The 15,514-nt window shown below is 67.1% G+C and carries 18 protein-coding genes and 1 pseudogene; 6 read left to right on the top strand and 13 right to left on the bottom strand.

Annotation, left to right across the window (positions count from 1 at the left end; all coding sequences use genetic code 11):
- Positions 1-192: pseudogene (locus V6M46_RS18270) on the top strand (dolichol-phosphate mannosyltransferase); the annotation flags it as partial.
- A gap of 78 nt (positions 193-270) precedes the next feature.
- Here V6M46_RS18270 and V6M46_RS18265 read toward each other — a convergent pair.
- From V6M46_RS18265 to V6M46_RS18250, 4 genes are all read right to left on the bottom strand, one after another.
- Positions 271-672 (bottom strand): RNA polymerase-binding protein RbpA, encoded by a 402-nt coding sequence (locus V6M46_RS18265; RefSeq protein WP_332667722.1) that lies wholly within the window; start codon positions 670-672, stop codon positions 271-273.
- Between the two features lie 88 nt (positions 673-760).
- Positions 761-2,116, bottom strand: coding sequence for an MFS transporter (locus tag V6M46_RS18260; protein WP_332667720.1), 1,356 nt, complete (start codon positions 2,114-2,116; stop codon positions 761-763).
- Positions 2,113-2,871, bottom strand: coding sequence for a glycerophosphodiester phosphodiesterase (locus tag V6M46_RS18255; RefSeq protein ID WP_332667718.1), 759 nt, complete (start codon positions 2,869-2,871; stop codon positions 2,113-2,115). Before V6M46_RS18255 ends, V6M46_RS18260 begins: the two co-directional genes overlap by 4 nt.
- Positions 2,872-2,939: 68 nt before the next feature.
- Positions 2,940-3,803 (bottom strand): sigma-70 family RNA polymerase sigma factor, encoded by an 864-nt coding sequence (locus V6M46_RS18250; RefSeq protein WP_332667717.1) that lies wholly within the window; start codon positions 3,801-3,803, stop codon positions 2,940-2,942.
- A gap of 79 nt (positions 3,804-3,882) precedes the next feature.
- Between V6M46_RS18250 and V6M46_RS18245 the strand changes: the two genes are divergently transcribed.
- Positions 3,883-4,341 carry a carboxymuconolactone decarboxylase family protein gene (locus V6M46_RS18245; protein ID WP_332667716.1) on the top strand — a complete coding sequence of 153 codons (459 nt, stop codon included), beginning with the start codon at positions 3,883-3,885 and terminating at the stop codon, positions 4,339-4,341.
- A 73-nt stretch (positions 4,342-4,414) separates the two neighbouring features.
- Here the strand turns inward: V6M46_RS18245 and V6M46_RS18240 are convergent, their stop codons facing one another.
- The 5 genes from V6M46_RS18240 to V6M46_RS18220 all read right to left on the bottom strand — a co-directional run bounded on the left by V6M46_RS18240 (position 4,415) and on the right by V6M46_RS18220 (position 8,080).
- Complete coding sequence (locus V6M46_RS18240) at positions 4,415-5,950, bottom strand: UDP-N-acetylglucosamine 1-carboxyvinyltransferase (protein ID WP_332667713.1); 1,536 nt, start codon at positions 5,948-5,950, stop codon at positions 4,415-4,417.
- A 67-nt stretch (positions 5,951-6,017) separates the two neighbouring features.
- The gene (locus V6M46_RS18235; protein WP_332667711.1) at positions 6,018-6,662 is read right to left on the bottom strand and encodes an MBL fold metallo-hydrolase; all 645 of its coding nucleotides are present in this window, start codon (positions 6,660-6,662) and stop codon (positions 6,018-6,020) included.
- 2 nt (positions 6,663-6,664) lie between these two features.
- A complete protein-coding gene (locus V6M46_RS18230; protein ID WP_332667710.1) occupies positions 6,665-6,913 on the bottom strand; it encodes a DUF2630 family protein in 249 nt (82 codons plus the stop codon).
- Between the two features lie 119 nt (positions 6,914-7,032).
- Positions 7,033-7,644: a LysE family translocator gene (locus tag V6M46_RS18225; protein WP_332667709.1), complete on the bottom strand. Its 612-nt coding sequence runs from the start codon at positions 7,642-7,644 to the stop codon at positions 7,033-7,035.
- A gap of 19 nt (positions 7,645-7,663) precedes the next feature.
- Positions 7,664-8,080, bottom strand: coding sequence for a hypothetical protein (locus V6M46_RS18220; RefSeq protein ID WP_332667707.1), 417 nt, complete (start codon positions 8,078-8,080; stop codon positions 7,664-7,666).
- 78 nt (positions 8,081-8,158) lie between these two features.
- Between V6M46_RS18220 and V6M46_RS18215 the strand changes: the two genes are divergently transcribed.
- Entirely contained in the window at positions 8,159-8,743 is a 585-nt protein-coding gene (locus tag V6M46_RS18215) for a rhomboid family intramembrane serine protease (RefSeq protein WP_332667705.1), read from the top strand.
- A gap of 3 nt (positions 8,744-8,746) precedes the next feature.
- On the opposite strand, the gene V6M46_RS18210 is transcribed toward V6M46_RS18215, so the two are convergent.
- The gene (locus V6M46_RS18210) at positions 8,747-9,385 is read right to left on the bottom strand and encodes a hypothetical protein (protein ID WP_332667703.1); all 639 of its coding nucleotides are present in this window, start codon (positions 9,383-9,385) and stop codon (positions 8,747-8,749) included.
- 146 nt (positions 9,386-9,531) lie between these two features.
- On the opposite strand from V6M46_RS18210, the gene V6M46_RS18205 reads away from it, so the two are divergent.
- The 3 genes from V6M46_RS18205 to V6M46_RS18195 all read left to right on the top strand — a co-directional run bounded on the left by V6M46_RS18205 (position 9,532) and on the right by V6M46_RS18195 (position 13,305).
- Complete coding sequence (locus tag V6M46_RS18205) at positions 9,532-9,942, top strand: VOC family protein (RefSeq protein ID WP_332667701.1); 411 nt, start codon at positions 9,532-9,534, stop codon at positions 9,940-9,942.
- A gap of 82 nt (positions 9,943-10,024) precedes the next feature.
- A complete protein-coding gene (locus V6M46_RS18200; protein WP_332667699.1) occupies positions 10,025-12,418 on the top strand; it encodes an excinuclease ABC subunit UvrA in 2,394 nt (797 codons plus the stop codon).
- A gap of 155 nt (positions 12,419-12,573) precedes the next feature.
- Positions 12,574-13,305 carry a sulfite exporter TauE/SafE family protein gene (locus tag V6M46_RS18195; RefSeq protein WP_332667697.1) on the top strand — a complete coding sequence of 244 codons (732 nt, stop codon included), beginning with the start codon at positions 12,574-12,576 and terminating at the stop codon, positions 13,303-13,305.
- Here V6M46_RS18195 and V6M46_RS18190 read toward each other — a convergent pair.
- From V6M46_RS18190 to V6M46_RS18180, 3 genes are all read right to left on the bottom strand, one after another.
- The gene (locus V6M46_RS18190) at positions 13,233-13,958 is read right to left on the bottom strand and encodes a hypothetical protein (RefSeq protein ID WP_332667695.1); all 726 of its coding nucleotides are present in this window, start codon (positions 13,956-13,958) and stop codon (positions 13,233-13,235) included. The genes V6M46_RS18195 and V6M46_RS18190 overlap by 73 nt on opposite strands.
- Positions 13,955-14,392, bottom strand: coding sequence for a hypothetical protein (locus V6M46_RS18185; RefSeq protein ID WP_332667693.1), 438 nt, complete (start codon positions 14,390-14,392; stop codon positions 13,955-13,957). Before V6M46_RS18185 ends, V6M46_RS18190 begins: the two co-directional genes overlap by 4 nt.
- A 174-nt stretch (positions 14,393-14,566) precedes the next feature.
- Positions 14,567-15,364, bottom strand: coding sequence for an alpha/beta fold hydrolase (locus V6M46_RS18180; RefSeq protein ID WP_332667691.1), 798 nt, complete (start codon positions 15,362-15,364; stop codon positions 14,567-14,569).
- Between the last annotated feature and the right edge of the window lie 150 nt (positions 15,365-15,514).

The following is a 15,514-nucleotide window of genomic DNA, read 5'->3' as shown; positions in this document are numbered from 1 at the left end:
CGGCGGGTGCTCGCCGCCGGCATGACGATCGTCGAGGTGCCGATCACGTTCGTCGAACGCGAGCGCGGTGAGTCCAAGATGAGCGGCGGGATCGTCCGCGAGGCCCTGTGGCGAGTCACGGTGTGGGGCATCCAGCGCCTGGTCTCCAAGCCCCGACGGCTCAGGGCGCGTCACGCGGCGCCGTCACCGTAGACGACGCGCTGTCGCCGCCCACGAAAAAGGGACCCCGGCCATGGCCGGGGTCCTTCGTCGTGCTGGAAATCCTGCGCGTCAGGCGCTCTTCTTGGTCGTGCTCTTCTTGGCGCTCTTCTTGGCGGGCCGGTGGAGATGCGGCGGTCCGATCTCACCGCCACGGAGCAGCTCGAGCCGCTCGGTGAGGATCTCCTCGAGCTCGGCCTCAGACCGGCGCTCGAGCAGCATGTCCCAGTGAGTGCGGATCGGCTTCTCGGCCTTGCCCTCAGGCTTGACGCCGTCGGCCAGCTGACCGATCTGACCGGTCTTGGGGTCTTCCCATTCGAACGGGATCTCCGCCTCGTCCGCCATCGTCACCGTGAACGTGTGCCCGTCGGGGCATACGTACTCGACCTGCTGACGGGGAGCCATTTCCACGCCGCGCTCGTCCTCGAAGCTCTGTGTCCCGAGCCGAGCACCTCGCAATGCACGTTCAGCCATGTGCGTCCCCTCTCGTGTGCTTACCTCTTACAACGTAAATGACGCACATGAGATTCCCCTAAACGCGCATGCGTACACGCGAGGGACGTCACACAATCTCCGGAGCCCGGTTTCCCGCCTCGACAATGCCCTGCCGAGCGTCCAGCTTCCACAGCAGTCCGCCCCCGACCACGAAGAAGATGATCAGCGCCAGGATCGCCGGCCGGTAGGAGTCGGTGAGCTGGTGCACGACGCCGAACACCAGCGTCCCGAGCCAGCTCGTGCCACGTTCGCAGGCCTGGTAGAGGCTGAAGTACTCGGCTTCGCGGCCGCGGGGGATCAGCTGGGAGAAGAACGCCCGCGAGAGCGCCTGCGTGCCGCCCAGGACGAGCCCGATCGCCACGGCGAGCACCAGGAACGGCGCGATCTGCTCTGCCGGCAGGAAGTAGCCGAAGCAGACCACCAGGATCCAGACCCCGAGGCCGTACAGGATCGTGCGATGGCTGCCGATCCGGGCCGCGACCCGACCGAACACCAGGGCGCCGACGACACCGACGAACTGCACGATCAGGATCGTCGCGATGAGCGTGCTGGTCTCGAAGCCCAGCTGTTTCTCGCCGTAGACCGACGCCGAGTAGATCACGGTCTGGATGCCGTCGTTGTAGAACAGGTACGCCACGAGGAACAGCAGCGTCTGGGGATAGTTGCGCAGCTCGCGGAGCGTACGCCACAGCTGGCCGAAGCTGCGCTGCATCAGGGTCGCGCCCTCGACGGGGACGACGCCCCTCGGCGGGCGGTCCTTGATGCCGCGATAGGGGATCAGCGTGAAGTACGCCCACCAGATCGCGGCCGACAGCAGGCTGATGCGCACGGCCATCTCGGTCGACAGGCCGAACGGCTTGACCGTCACGGTGGCCAGGTTGACGGCGAGGAGCAGGCCGCCACCGAGGTAGCCCAGTGCCCAACCCCGCGAGGAGATCCGGTCCCGTTCGTCGGGCTCGGCGATCTCGACAAGGATTGCGTCGTAGACGACGATCGACGACGCGTAGAACAGGTTGGCCACCACCAGCAGACCAGCGCCGAGCTGCCAGTTGGTGCCGGTGACGAAGAACATCAGGGCAGCCACCGCGGCGCCGGACCAGGCAAGGCCGGCCATCATGGTCTTCTTGGACTCGACCCGATCAGCGATCGCGCCGACGATCGGGAGCACGAACGCCGAGATGACGGTCGCGATCGTCACGACGTAGAACACCAGCGAGCCGGCCGACACCGACAGACCGAGTACCGAGAGGTGCTCGGCGCACTTGCGGTCGTCATCACCGACGAATCCGCACGCCGCTCGCTCGGCGACGCTCGTGAGGTAGGGCGCGTAGAGGACCGTTCCGATCGTCGTGATGTACGCCGAGTTGGCCCAGTCGTAGAAGAACCAGGCCCTCTGCTCCGGGTTGGCCTTGACCTTGGTCATGCTGGGTCCTTCCACGATCCTCGGGCGATGAGGACGTCCTTGAGGAGGTCCGTGCGGTCGGTGATGATGCCGTCGACACCGAGGTCGAGCAGCTCGTGCATCTGGTCCGGATCGTCGATCGTCCACACGTGGACCTGCAGGCCGAGAGCATGCGCCCGGCGGACGAAGCGGGCGGTGACGACCCGGATCCCGCGGTGCACGGCGGGCACCTGCAGGCATACCGCACGAGGCCTGAGCAGAAGCCGGGGCAGGAACTTGACGAGCGCGACCTCCAGCCTCGAGGCCGATGTCGCGACGTCGGGGAGGATCTCGCGGATGCGAGACAGCCGGGCGTGGGAGAACGAGGACAGACAGGTCCGATCGACGGCGTCGTGAGCCGTGACGATGGCGCAGGTCGCCTCCACCGCATCGTCGGACTTCACGTCGATGTTGAGGCGCGCGTCGGGGAATGCCTCGTAGAGCGCCTCGAGCCGCGCGAACGGCTCGCGCTGGTCGAGCCGCTGCAGGTCGATCGACTCGGCGGTGAGCGCGGCAACCGGGTCCGGGCTTCCGGTCAAGCGATCGAGCACGTCGTCGTGGATCGCGTAGACCACGCCGTCCGACGACATCCGGACATCGGTCTCGAGGTAGCGGTAGCCCAGCTCGTACGCATGCGCGAAGGCGGCGAGCGAGTTCTCGATGCCGACGTTGCCCGCCGTCGTTGAGCCTCCCCGGTGCGCGAACGCCAGGGGAGGGGCGTCGAGAAATCCGGTCACGCGCTCAAACTAAGCCCTTCCGGGTGCAGATGGGCCGCTCCACCCCAGCGCGTCGCTGATCGACTCCGTCAGTCGAGAAACGTCAGCTCCATGGCGGCCGCGCGCTCGGGATCGGCCGTGATGTCGATCGTGGCGATCTTGCCGTCCGCAATCGTGGCTTCCAGGACGGACACGAGGCGATCGTCGACGAATGCGGCGACACCGACTGCACCGTTGACGAGCACGGGACGCCGGATGCCGAACCGGAACCTGATGGCTCCACTCGCGACCTGGCGGGCACCGCGCACCAACGTGGGTGCACCCTCGCCGGTGTCCGCACGCAGCACGACGTCCGGGTCGAGCACCGCGACGAGCGCATCGAAGTCGCCGCCGCGTGCCGCGGCGAGAAACGCGTCAATCACCTCGCGCTGGCCGTCCAGCGGAGTGCTGGGAACCGGATCTGCGCCCTGCACCCGACGGCGAGCGCGGCTGGCGAGCTGTCGCGCGGCGTCAGGCGTCCGCCCGACCATGGGTGCGATGTCATCGAACGGGACCGCGAACATGTCGTGCAGCACGAATGCCAGGCGCTCGGCCGGCGTCAGCTTTTCGAGGACCACGAGCATCGCGAGACCGACCGAATCAGCCAGCAGCGCCTCCTGCTCCGGATCGACGCCCTCGGGTGCGCTCGCCGGGTCGGTCGGGCGTACGTCGAGCGGCTGCTCGCGGCGCGTCTTGCGGGAGCGCAGCATGTCCAGGCACACGCGGCCCACGACCGTCGTCAGCCACCCGCCGAGATTGTCGATGCCGTCGGTGTCCGTACGGCTGAGGCGCAGCCAGGACTCCTGCACGGCGTCGTCGGCCTCACTCAGCGATCCGAGCATGCGGTAGGCCACGGCGCGCAGGTGCTCGCGGTTCTGCTCGAATCGCTCCGCCAGGAACTCGGTGTCGGACATCGGTCACATTCCCTTCTCGTCGTTCGTCATAGCCCTGACGGATCACACGCCAACGATGTGACACGAACTGAGGAGAATCATGATGCAGGCACGTATGAACAACCCGGCAGTCACGGTCCCCGGCGCCATGGACGCGCTGCTGGCGCTGAGCAAGTCGGCTCAGCAGACCGGCATACCGGACACGACGCTCGAGCTGGTCCACCTGCGCGCGAGCCAGATCAATGGCTGCAGCGTCTGCCTGCAGATGCACGCACGTGACCTCAGAAAGGCGGGAGAGAGCGACGAGAAGATCGACACCGTCGCTGGGTGGCGCGACGCGCCGCACTTCGACGACGCCGAACGCGCCGCCCTCGCACTGACCGAAGCGGTGACCCGGCTCAGCGACCGGTCGGACCCGGTGCCGGATGACGTGTACGCCGAGGCGGCCGCGCACTACGACGAGCGGCAGCTCGGCGGGCTCATCCTGTCGATCGCGGCCATCAACGTCTGGAACCGCGTCAACGTCTCGACCCGCCAGGTCGCCGGAGCCTGGGGCTGAAGCGGCGGTCTCTCGCCGGTCGAGTAGCAGGGCTACTCGACCGGCGATTGGTCACGCGACCACCGCGGCCTGCTCAGATGTCGCGGAAGGTCTCGATCTGGGCGCCCAGGGCGTTGAGGCGCTCGGCGAGGTCCTCGTAGCCGCGGTTGATGACGTAGACGCTGCGCAGCACCGAGGTGCCCTTGGCGGCGAGCATCGCCAGCAGGATCACGACGGCCGGACGCAGCGCAGGCGGGCAGACGAGCTCCGTGCCACTCCAGTGCGTCGGCCCTTCGATCAGCACACGGTGCGGGTCGAGCAGCTTGACCGAGGCGCCGAGCTTGTTGAGCTCGGTGAGGTAGATCGCGCGGTTCTCGTAGACCCAGTCGTGCAGCATCGTCTGGCCCTCGGCCGTCGCGGCGATGACCGCGAAGAACGGGAGGTTGTCGATGTTGAGGCCCGGGAACGGCATGGGGTGGATCTTGTCGATCGGCGCGTGCAGCGGCGACGGGTGCGTCGTGATGTCGACGAGGCGGGTCTCGCCGTTCTCGGCGGGGTATTCCTCGCCGCGGTCGTACTGGAAGCCCATCTCCTCGAGCAGCGCGAGCTCGATCTCCATGAACTCGATCGGTACGCGCCGCACGGTGATGCTCGACTTGGTGACGATCGCGGCCGCGATGAGGCTCATGGCCTCGATCGGGTCCTCGCTGGGGGCGTACTCGACATCGCAGTTGATGACCGGCTTGCCGGTGACCCGGAGGGTCGTGGTGCCGATGCCGTCGATGCCGACGCCGAGCTTGACCAGGAAGAAGCACAGGTCCTGGACCATGTAGTTGGGGCTGGCGTTGCGGATCACGGTGACGCCGTCATAACGCGCGGCGGCGAGCAGCGCGTTCTCCGTGACGGTGTCGCCGCGCTCGGTGAGCACGATCGGTCGCTCGGGACCCACGCCCTCAGCGGTGGTGGCGTGATAGCTGCCCTCCGTCGCGACGACCTTGAGCCCGAACGGCCGCAGCGCCGTCATGTGGGGCTCGACGGTGCGCGAGCCGAGGTCGCAACCACCGGCGTACGGCAGCTCGAAGTCGTTGTAGCGGTGCATCAGCGGGCCGAGGAACATGATGATGCTGCGCGTACGCCTGGCGGCCTCGGCGTCCATGGCCGCTAGGTTGAGGGTCTCGGGAACGATGAGCTCGAGGTCGTTCTGCTCGTTGAGCCAGGTTGCCTTGACGCCGATCGACGTCAGCACCTCGAGCAGGCGATTGACCTCCTCGATGCGGGCGACCTTGCGCAGCACCGTGGTCCCGGCGTTGAGCAGCGAGGCGCACAGCAGGGCGACGCCGGCGTTCTTGCTGGACTTGACGTCGATCGATCCTGAGAGCGTCGTGCCGCCGGCCACGCGAAGGTGGCTGGGCCCGGAGGTCCCGACGGTCACCAGCTCGGAGTCGAGTGCGCTACCGATGCGGGCCAGCATGTCGAGCGTCAAGTTCTGCTGCCCCTTCTCGATGCGGTTCACCGCACTTTGACTGGTCTTGAGCTCCGTGGCGAGCTCAGCCTGGGTCAGGCCACTGTGCTGGCGGGCGTCACGTATGAGTGCCCCGATGCGGGAAAGGTAGTCGTCGCGAACGGTCATGTCCTTCACCATATCTCAGATATGAGATAATTCAATTCGACGGAATTCGGAAGTGTCGCGAGGTGTGTCAGACCTCTGTGGCGGCACCCTGACCCAGCTTGCGTACGTCCGCGACGCCCCCGAAGTTCGACACGTGGCCCCAGTAGGTCCCGTACGAGAGCTCGGAGATCGTGAGGTCGTGGATCGGGAACAGCGTCGTGGGGGAGACCCGCTGGACGAAGTCGACGGTCTCGCTGATCTTGCCCCACGGAGCACTCAGCGGCAGCGCCAGCACGTCGACGCCTTCGGGGGCGTGGGCGTAGGTGTCGCCGGGGTGGAACAGCGTCGGCTCACCGTCGGCGCCCAGCAGGACGCCGACGTTGGCGATGCGGGGGAGCTCGGGAACGATCACGGCGTGCTCGGCACCCACGCCGCGCAGCGTGATGCCCTTGATCCCGGTCTCGACCTCGTCACCATGTTCGAGCCACGAGCCGAACTCCAGGACCGAGGCGGTCTCCGGGTCACACAGCAGCGTCGCCTCGGGGTTGCGCGCGATCAGGTTCGGCCCGCGATCCCGGTCGATGTGGTCGGGATGTTGATGCGTCACGACGATCGCGTCGAGGTCCTCGAGCTCGAAGGTCGCGTCGAGACTGAAGCAGCCGGGATCGATCAGGATGCGCGTTTCGGCGGCCTCGACGAGGATCGCGGCGTGGCCGAATCGGGTGATCCGCATGGTCAGCCGAGATACTTCTCGACGACGTCGGGCGAACGCTCGGCCGCGTCGTCCGGCGACTCGCCGTACTGTCGCTTGGCGTTGCGCTGGCGCAGGAGGTCCCATGCCTGGTCGAGCTCGACCTCGAGCTTCTTCAGCCGTGCGTGCTCTTCGGCCGGCGTGACCTCATGCTTGCTGAACCGCTCGCGCAGCTCCTTCTCCTCGGCAACGAGCGCAGAGATGCGCTCGTGGATGGCTTGGTCTGTCGTCATGGCGCGAGTCTACGACTGACCCGGGCGGCTCGTCAGCGCTGTGTCACGTGCAATATCACGCTGGTCTTCAGTACGTCGAAGCGTCCCGATGACGCGCGGAGGCGACAGAATGCGAGCCGTCAGCGTTCCGCGAACGCCAGCTTGGCGCCGAGGGCGACGAACGCACCGGCGAACACACGCCGCATCCAGGCCAGCACCGCCGGACGGGAGATCACCCGGTCGCGGATCACCGCGGCGAAGACGCCGTACGCGATGAACACCACGAACGTGATCAGCATGAACACGGCGCTGAGCTCGAGCATCCGCAGGACGTAGTGCGGCTCACCGGAGCTCACGAACTGCGGCAGGAACGCGACGAAGAAGATCGAGAGTTTCGGGTTGAGGATGTTGACCAACACTCCGGACGTGATGACCTGGCGAGCGGATTTCGGCTCACTCCCGGCCTCGACGCTCAGCGCGCCCTTGTCGCGCACGGTGTTCCACGCCATGTAGAGAAGGTAGGCGACGCCGGCGTACTTCAACGTCTGGAACGCCACGGCGCTGGTGTGCAGCAGCGCGGCCAGACCGGTGATCGCGGCGACGATGTGGGGGAGCGTGCCCAGGGTGCAGCCGAACGCAGCGACGAGGCTCGCGCGTGCGCCGCGCGTGAGCCCTGCCGCCATCGTGTAGAGGACACCTGTCCCGGGGGAGGCCACGACAATCAGCGTCGTGACGAGGAACGCGACGGTCATGCCGGTGATGGTAGCCACATCACGGTGCGGGCACCCGTTCACGGCGAGGGAGTACCAGCAGCGCCGCCAGGACGAGTGAGCCACCGAGGGCGATGACGTTGAGCACCTGATCGGTGACGTCGAGCTCACCCAGGTGGGGGAGGTGGTACGAGAGGTGGAGGGCGCCGAACGTCAGCCACGTCCAGCCCGCGAGCGTCACGGCGACCGGCTGCAGGCTGAGGGCCGCGACGATGCTGAGGACGAACAGCGCGGTGTAGGTGGCACCGACGTCGCGGATCAGGTGCTCGTTGTAGGGCCCGTCGACGGCGATCCACACGCGGCCGAGGCCGGGGAACGAGTCATAGAACGAGCGTGGCGCGATCGACGCCCATGGTCCGGTGTAGGCGCCGGTCGCAGCGAGGACGAGGAGCACCATGCGTTGCAGAGTCGAGGTCATACCCCACAGACGACACTGTCCGCCGGGATGTGACAAGGACCTGCGAGGGCCCACCACCGACGCCCTAGCATCGAGGCCATGACCCAGCCCTCCGGTGACTCCGCGCTCTCGGTGTCGGCCCGCGCCGGCACGGTGGTCGGGGGATTCGTCGCGCTGCTCTATGCCATCGAGGTCGTCGACACGGTGGTGAGCGACCGGCTCGACAGCCATGGCGTACGCCCGCGGACCGACGAAGGCCTGCTCGGTGTCGTGTTCGCACCGCTGCTGCACGGCGGCTGGGCGCACCTCGTCGCCAACACGATCCCGCTTCTGGTGCTGGGCTTCCTGCTGGCCCTGTCGGGCGTACGCACATGGCTGTCCGTCACGGTGATCGTCTGGGTCGTCGGCGGCCTCGGGGTGTGGCTGTTCGGCGACTCGAACACGGTCCACATCGGAGCGTCCGGTCTGGTGTTCGGCTGGCTCGTGCACCTGATCGTGCGGGGGATCTTCGCCCGCAGCCTCAGGCAGCTCGCACTGGGCGTCGTGGTCTTCCTGGTCTACGGCAGCGTGCTGTGGGGCGTCATCCCCGGCCGCCCCGGCATCTCCTGGGAGGGCCACCTCTTCGGTGCCCTCGGCGGCGCGCTGGCCGCGTGGTTGCTCGCGCCGCGCGACGAGCCCGGCTGAGCCTCAGGCCGGCATCGGTTCGAGCTGTGGTGCGGCCGACGCGAGCCGGCCCGCACGCCACAGCGAGTGCACGACAAGGGCGGCGACGACCGCCCCGGTCACGTTCAGCGCGAGGTCGCTGAGGGTGTCGGTGTAGGCGCCGCGACGCTCGGACGAGGTGCTGATGAAGGCGTAGTACTCCGCGATCTCCCAGGCGATCGCCGAGGTGGCACCGTACGCGAGCGCTCGCTCCAGCGTCGCCTTGAGAGACGACGTGCGATGCATGGTCAGCAGAATGACCGCGGCAGTCAGGAAGCCGGTGTTCATGAAGTGCATCCAGTCGTCGAACCAGACGATCGTGTCGTACATGTCCATCCGGTTGCCGAGCGTGTCCGTGAAGCACGTGATCGTCACCAGCAGGTCGGCCAGCCACGGGAACGACGCGCGGTCGCGCCAGAAGACGTACCAGAGCGCCGGGACCGAGAACGCCAGCAGGGGATAGGTGACCGCTCGCAGCCCGGCTGCCTTGCCCCGCATGTGACCGAGGTCGGGAAATATCAGCGCGATGGCGAGGAGGATCAGCAGACCGGCCTTCGCCGTCAGGTCCATGCTGCGGACCATGGGTGGCGCGATGTGACGGTTCGCCAGGTGTGTGTCGGTCATGTGCAAAGGATAGATCTCCGGCCCCGCCAATTCGGCGCATTTTGCCCACCATGCCGAAAGAACCGCCCCGGTTCCAGTCACACTCCTGGCCGACCGATCAGGAATCAAGAAGCGCTGCGTCCGGAGCCGCCACTAACGTGACGGCCATGGACATCACGATTCACACCACCGTTCTCCCGCACACCGATCCCGACGCCTCCGTGGCGTTCTTCCGCGATGCGCTGGGCTTCGAGGTTCGCCAGGACGTCGGACAGGGCCAGATGCGCTGGATCACGGTCGGCCCGCCCGACCAGCCCGGCACCTCGATCCTCCTGGCGCCTCCGGCAGCTGACCCCGGCATCACCGACGACGAGCGCCGCACGATCGCCGAGATGATGGCCAAGGGCACCTACGGCTGGATCCTCCTCGCCACCAAGGACCTCAACGGCACGTTCGACCGGGTGCAGGCCACCGACGCCGAGGTCGTCCAGGAGCCCACCGACCAGCCTTACGGCGTACGCGACTGCGCCTTCCGCGACCCCGCGGGCAACATGATCCGCATCCAGGAAGTGAGCTAGTCCCACAGCCCGGATCTGATTAGATCGAGACGACGACTTCGGCGGCGGCGCATGCAGCCCTCGCCCCACGGATGGAGACACGATGAGCCCGGCCACGAGGACCGACCGTCACTCGCGCGAACCGCACGCTGCCGACAGCCACGACCTGATCCGCGTGCAGGGCGCGCGGGAGAACAACCTCAAGGATGTCAGCGTCGAGATCCCCAAGCGCCGGCTGACGGTGTTCACCGGGGTCTCGGGCTCCGGCAAGAGCTCGCTGGTGTTCGGCACGATCGCCGCCGAGTCACAGCGCATGATCAACGAGACCTACAGCGCGTTCGTGCAGGGATTCATGCCGACACTGGCCAGGCCCGAGGTCGACTTCCTCGACGGCCTGACGACCGCGATCATCGTCGACCAGGAGCGCATGGGCTCCAACCCCCGCTCGACGGTCGGCACGGTGACCGACGCCCATGCGATGCTGCGCATTCTCTACAGCCGGCTCGGCGAGCCGCACATCGGGCCGCCGACCGCCTACTCCTTCAACGTCCCCACCCGGACGGCGAGTGGGAGCATGAGCACCGAGAAGGCCGGGCGGGTCGAGAAGGACGTGGTGCGCAACGCCGTCTACCTGGGCGGCATGTGCCCGCGCTGCGAGGGCAAGGGCGCGGTCAGCGACTTCGACCTCACGGCGATCTATGACGAGACCAAGTCACTCAGCGAGGGCGCGCTGACGGTTCCCGGCTACAGCATGGACGGCTGGTACGGCCGCATCTTCGCCGGCGCCGGCTTCGACATGGACAAGCCGATCGGCGCGTTCACCAAGAAGGACCTCGACAAGCTGCTCTACGGGCAACCGACCAAGATCAAGGTCGAAGGGATCAACCTGACGTACGAGGGCGTGATCCCCAAGATCCAGAAGTCGATGCTCTCCAAGGATGTCGACGCGATGCAGCCCCACATCCGGGCGTTCGTGGAGCGTGCGGTCACGTTCCAGACCTGCCCCGACTGTGATGGCACCCGGCTCACCAAGGAGGTCCTGGCCTCCAAGATCAACGGCAAGAACATCGCCGAGGTGTGCACGATGCAGATCAGCGACCTGGCCGACTGGGTGCGTGACCTCGATGAGCCGACCGTCGCCCCGCTGCTCACCGGGCTCCAGCACCTGCTCGACTCGTTCGCCGACATCGGCCTGGGCTACCTCTCGCTCGACCGGCCGTCGGGCACGTTGTCCGGGGGAGAGGCGCAGCGCACCAAGATGATCCGTCACCTCGGCTCGTCGCTCACCGACATCACGTACGTCTTCGACGAGCCGACGATCGGCCTCCATCCGCACGACATCGAGCGCATGAACGCCCTGCTGCTGCAGCTCCGCGACAAGGGCAACACCGTCCTGGTCGTCGAGCACAAGCCCGAGTCCATCGCGATCGCCGACCACGTCATCGACCTCGGACCCGGCGCGGGCACCGGCGGTGGGGAAGTGGTGTTCGAGGGCACGGTCGAAGGGCTGCGGGGGAGCGACACCATCACCGGACGCCACCTCGACGACCGGGCGGCACTCAAAGAGTCCGTCCGTACGCCGTCCGGGGCGATGGAAGTCCGCGGTGCATCGACGCACAACCTCCGCAACGTCGATGTCGACGTCCCGCTCGGAGTGCTGTGCGTGGTCACCGGAGTCGCCGGCTCCGGCAAGAGCTCGCTGATCCACGGCTCGGTCGCCGGCCGCGACGGGGTTGTGGTGGTCGACCAGGGTGCGATCCGCGGCTCACGCCGCAGCAACCCGGCGACCTACACCGGGCTGCTCGAGCCGATCCGCAAGGCGTTCGCCAAGGCCAACGGCGTCAAGCCCGCCCTGTTCAGCTCCAACTCCGAGGGCGCGTGTCCCACGTGCAACGGCGCAGGCGTGATCTACACCGAGCTGGGCGTCATGGCCACGGTCCAGTCCACCTGCGAGGAGTGTGAGGGCAAGCGCTTCCAGGCTGCGGTGCTCGAATACACGCTCGGCGACCGCAACATCGCCGAAGTGCTCGCCATGCCGGTGACCGAGGCCGTCCAGTTCTTCGGCGAGGGCGAGGCCAGCACGCCGGCAGCCCTCAAGATTCTCGACCGGCTCGCTGACGTCGGGCTGGGCTACCTCAGCCTCGGTCAGCCGCTCACCACGCTGTCCGGTGGCGAGCGGCAACGGCTCAAGCTCGCCACGCAGATGGGGGACAAGGGCGCTGCCGTCTATGTGCTCGACGAACCCACGACCGGCCTGCACCTGGCCGACGTCGAGAACCTGCTGGGCATGCTCGACCGGCTCGTCGATTCCGGCAAGTCGGTCATCGTCATCGAGCACCATCAGGCGGTCATGGCGCATGCCGACTGGATCATCGACCTCGGTCCGGGTGCCGGTCACGACGGCGGCACGATCGTCTTCGAGGGAACGCCCGCCGACCTCGTAGCCAAGCAATCCACGCTCACCGGCGAGCACCTGGCGGCGTACGTCGGAGGCTGAACGCGGCGCGGACGTCGCCTGCATGAGCTTCGCTGCCCCGCGTGCCGTTCCGACGGCCTGACGAGGGACCCCTGGGCAATGCCTGCCATGCTGGCGGAGTCTCTCGCCCGGAATCGACGTGAACTGAGGTTCAGCCCATCTCTCCCGAGAGCGCCTTGCTTGCCGGAATCTTTGCCCTGATCGTGGTGAGCGCAGCACTGCAGTCCCTTTCTGGCTTTGGGTTCGCCCTGCTGAGCGTCCCGATTCTCGTCATCTTGATCGGGGGACCGCAGACGGTGTCCACGGTGCTGATCACTGGCACGGCCTGCGATCTGGCGATCTTGGCGCTCAGACGAAGCGTGCCGCGCCCGGCGGGCAGGGAGGTCTTGGTCCTCGGGCTGTGGTCTGCGCCCGGCATGCTGGCGGGAGCGTGGCTACTGGGGATACTGCCGTCCCGCTGGCTCCAGATATTCGTGGCATGCCTCGTCATTCTCACGGTGGCGCTTCGTGCGCGGTCCGCTGGCGCCCCTCGGGCTCCCGCCGTGCGACGCCCGGGACGGGCGGCCGCAGCAGGCTTCACGTCCGGGGCGCTCAGCACGGCCACGTCGCTTGGTGGTCCTCCCACCGTCCTGTATCTGGCTCAGCGAGGGCTGGCACCCCGAACGATGCGCGACACCCTCGTCACCCTGTCGCTGGTGCGCCTGCCCCTGAGCCTGCTAGCCCTGATGACTGCGGGTGTCTGGGAGGTGTACGAGCACTGGCTGCCGCTGATCGTGGCCGCACTTGCGGGCCAGTTCCTCGGCACGATGGCTTTCCACCGCTTCGCCGGCTCCCACTACGACCGAATAGTCGTCACGCTCCTCACCGCCTCGGCCTTGGCCGCACTCGTTGCGGCTGGAGCGTCGTAGGTACCGGCAAAGCTCGTACGTTCCACGCGGCTACTGATGCCACGCAGCATCTGGCGCGACATGACGAAATCGGCAGGGATCATCGCCGCGAGGTAGATCGCGCGCACCCATAAGGGCCACAAACGCGCGCGGCAGCGGAAGAGCAACCGGGTGCGCCCATCCCCGAGGTCATCGAGCACGAACACCCAGGTGAAGTCGATACCCGCCCCGCGCTCGGCCCATCCCGGCGGTAGGTGCTCTCGGGAGTGAAGGACCAGATAGCGGTTCTGCTCAAGCCCTTCGACCGTGAAGCTGCAGTTGGCTTCTGGTGGACCGTCCAGCACCACGTCCCCGACGTTGAGGTTCTGCAGCTCCGGCACGATCACGTCGGCGCTCGGTCCGTTGCTGGGAAACAGGAGCTTGTCGACCCACCGTGCGGTGTACCACTGTCCGCGCCCCCATCCCATCTGAGCCAGCCACGGCCACACCGATTCGGGGGACGCGTTGATGGTCGTGGCGTGATTGGTGATGACCTGCGGCGCCTCGACCAGCTCATCGCCGGGGAGTGCTCGTCGTCGCTCGTCGGCAGTGGAGCCGTAGGTTCGGCCGAGCCACTGAAGCGCACCGGCCGCCGCCACCGCTGCGGTCGCTGTGGCCGCCGCTTCGGGTCTCATTGCCATCCTCCCGTCTCAGCGTTGCGCCTCGCGGGGTTCACCCGATCGCCGGACGGGCCTCGACCAGGGTGGCGCCCTGGCGTCCACAACACGACGAGCGCACCGGTCGCGAGGTAGATCACTTGCAGGAAATGGAATCCACGGATCGAGGCCACTTCGCCGACGATCCAGAACACCATGACCACCCCAGCGACGATGCTGGCGAGTTGCCAGCCGTCGCTGCGTTTGACCAGTGCTGTGGCGGCGATCAGGGAGCTGCCACCGACCACGGCCATCAGGATCACGCCGGGGAAGTAGTTGCTGGGGAAGTCGGTGTTCCGGACCCACGACGCCTGTTCAGGGATCCAGTCCGTCATCAGCGCGAGCCCTCCGGCCACGGCCGTGACGCCGTTGAACAGCAGCAACCCGAGCAGGGTCTTGGTCTGGCGGTCCATCGCGCCTCCCTCGGCGGGAGTGGAGTGGGGGTTCTGAATACGCATGTGCCAGCATGTTTCGGATCTGAAACTGCGTTTAGGGCCTGCGGACCCATCGCCGCTGGACGTTGGTCCTTCCAGGGCGAGTCCACCTCCGACGGTTCTCACCCAGGGACCGTGAAATCAGCGGTCGCGCTAGAGGCTTCCGAGCACTTTGAGGACCTCTGTGACGACCCGTTCGGGGGCAACCTCCTGCAAGTCGTGCGGGCCTTGTATCGCAACCTGACGGGAGTTGGGGGAGAGCCGCAACCAGTGGCTCTGATTCTTCTCGCCTCCCGGGTCAGCTTCCGTGGCGCTGACCACCAGGACAGGGAAGTCGCCGATCGGCATGGTCAAAGTGTCCAATTCCTCGGAGTAGTCGACGTAGTCGACGAACTCCGGATTGCCGCTCCACACGAACCCTTCCGCACGCAGATCATCGGGGTCGTCGTGGTAGCTGTCGATGGTCACCAAGCCGGCTACGCGTTCCGGGTGCCGGGTCGCGCAACCGATGTTGAGATTGCCGCCGCCCGACTGTCCGACGAGCACGTAAGGCGAGGAGAGGTCAAGCTTTGCCACCACCTGATCCTGGACGGCGCACAGGTCGCGCATCGTGCGACGCGTGCGAGGAGGCGGGTCACTCCTCCCGGTGCCCAGGCGGTCGTACGTACAGACGGTCGTCTTCGCGACCAGCGGGTCGACGAATGCGGACGGGTACGCATCCGTGCCCCCGGAGTCGGTGCCCGCCTCCAGCAGCACGCCCGGGCTCCCCTCACCAGCGCACCAGTAATAGATGGATTCGCCTGAACGCAGCTTGAAGGTGCCGGTTCGTCGTTCAGCGGGTGACGGCGAGGCTGAAACCCCTGTGCTGGTGTCCGACTCGTCGGACGGCTCTTCTCCGCAGGCGGCGACGAGCATCAGTGCTGCGGCCAGAAGAAGTCCGCTGCTGCGCATCGGCACGCACCTCCTGCGACGACAAGCCGGAACCTCAGCCGTCGTTCACGGCCATCATCCCACTGCCAAAGGCGGGGCGCCGGAGATCACGAAAGACCCGGCACCCGTCGAAATTTGTCGGTGTCGTTGCTTGGCTGCAGCGACTCAAGT

This window comes from Aeromicrobium sp., from assembly GCF_036676885.1.
GTDB lineage: Bacteria > Actinomycetota > Actinomycetes > Propionibacteriales > Nocardioidaceae > Aeromicrobium.
Note: the sequence above shows the minus strand (reverse complement) of the source record. Positions and strands in the feature narration are given on the sequence as shown.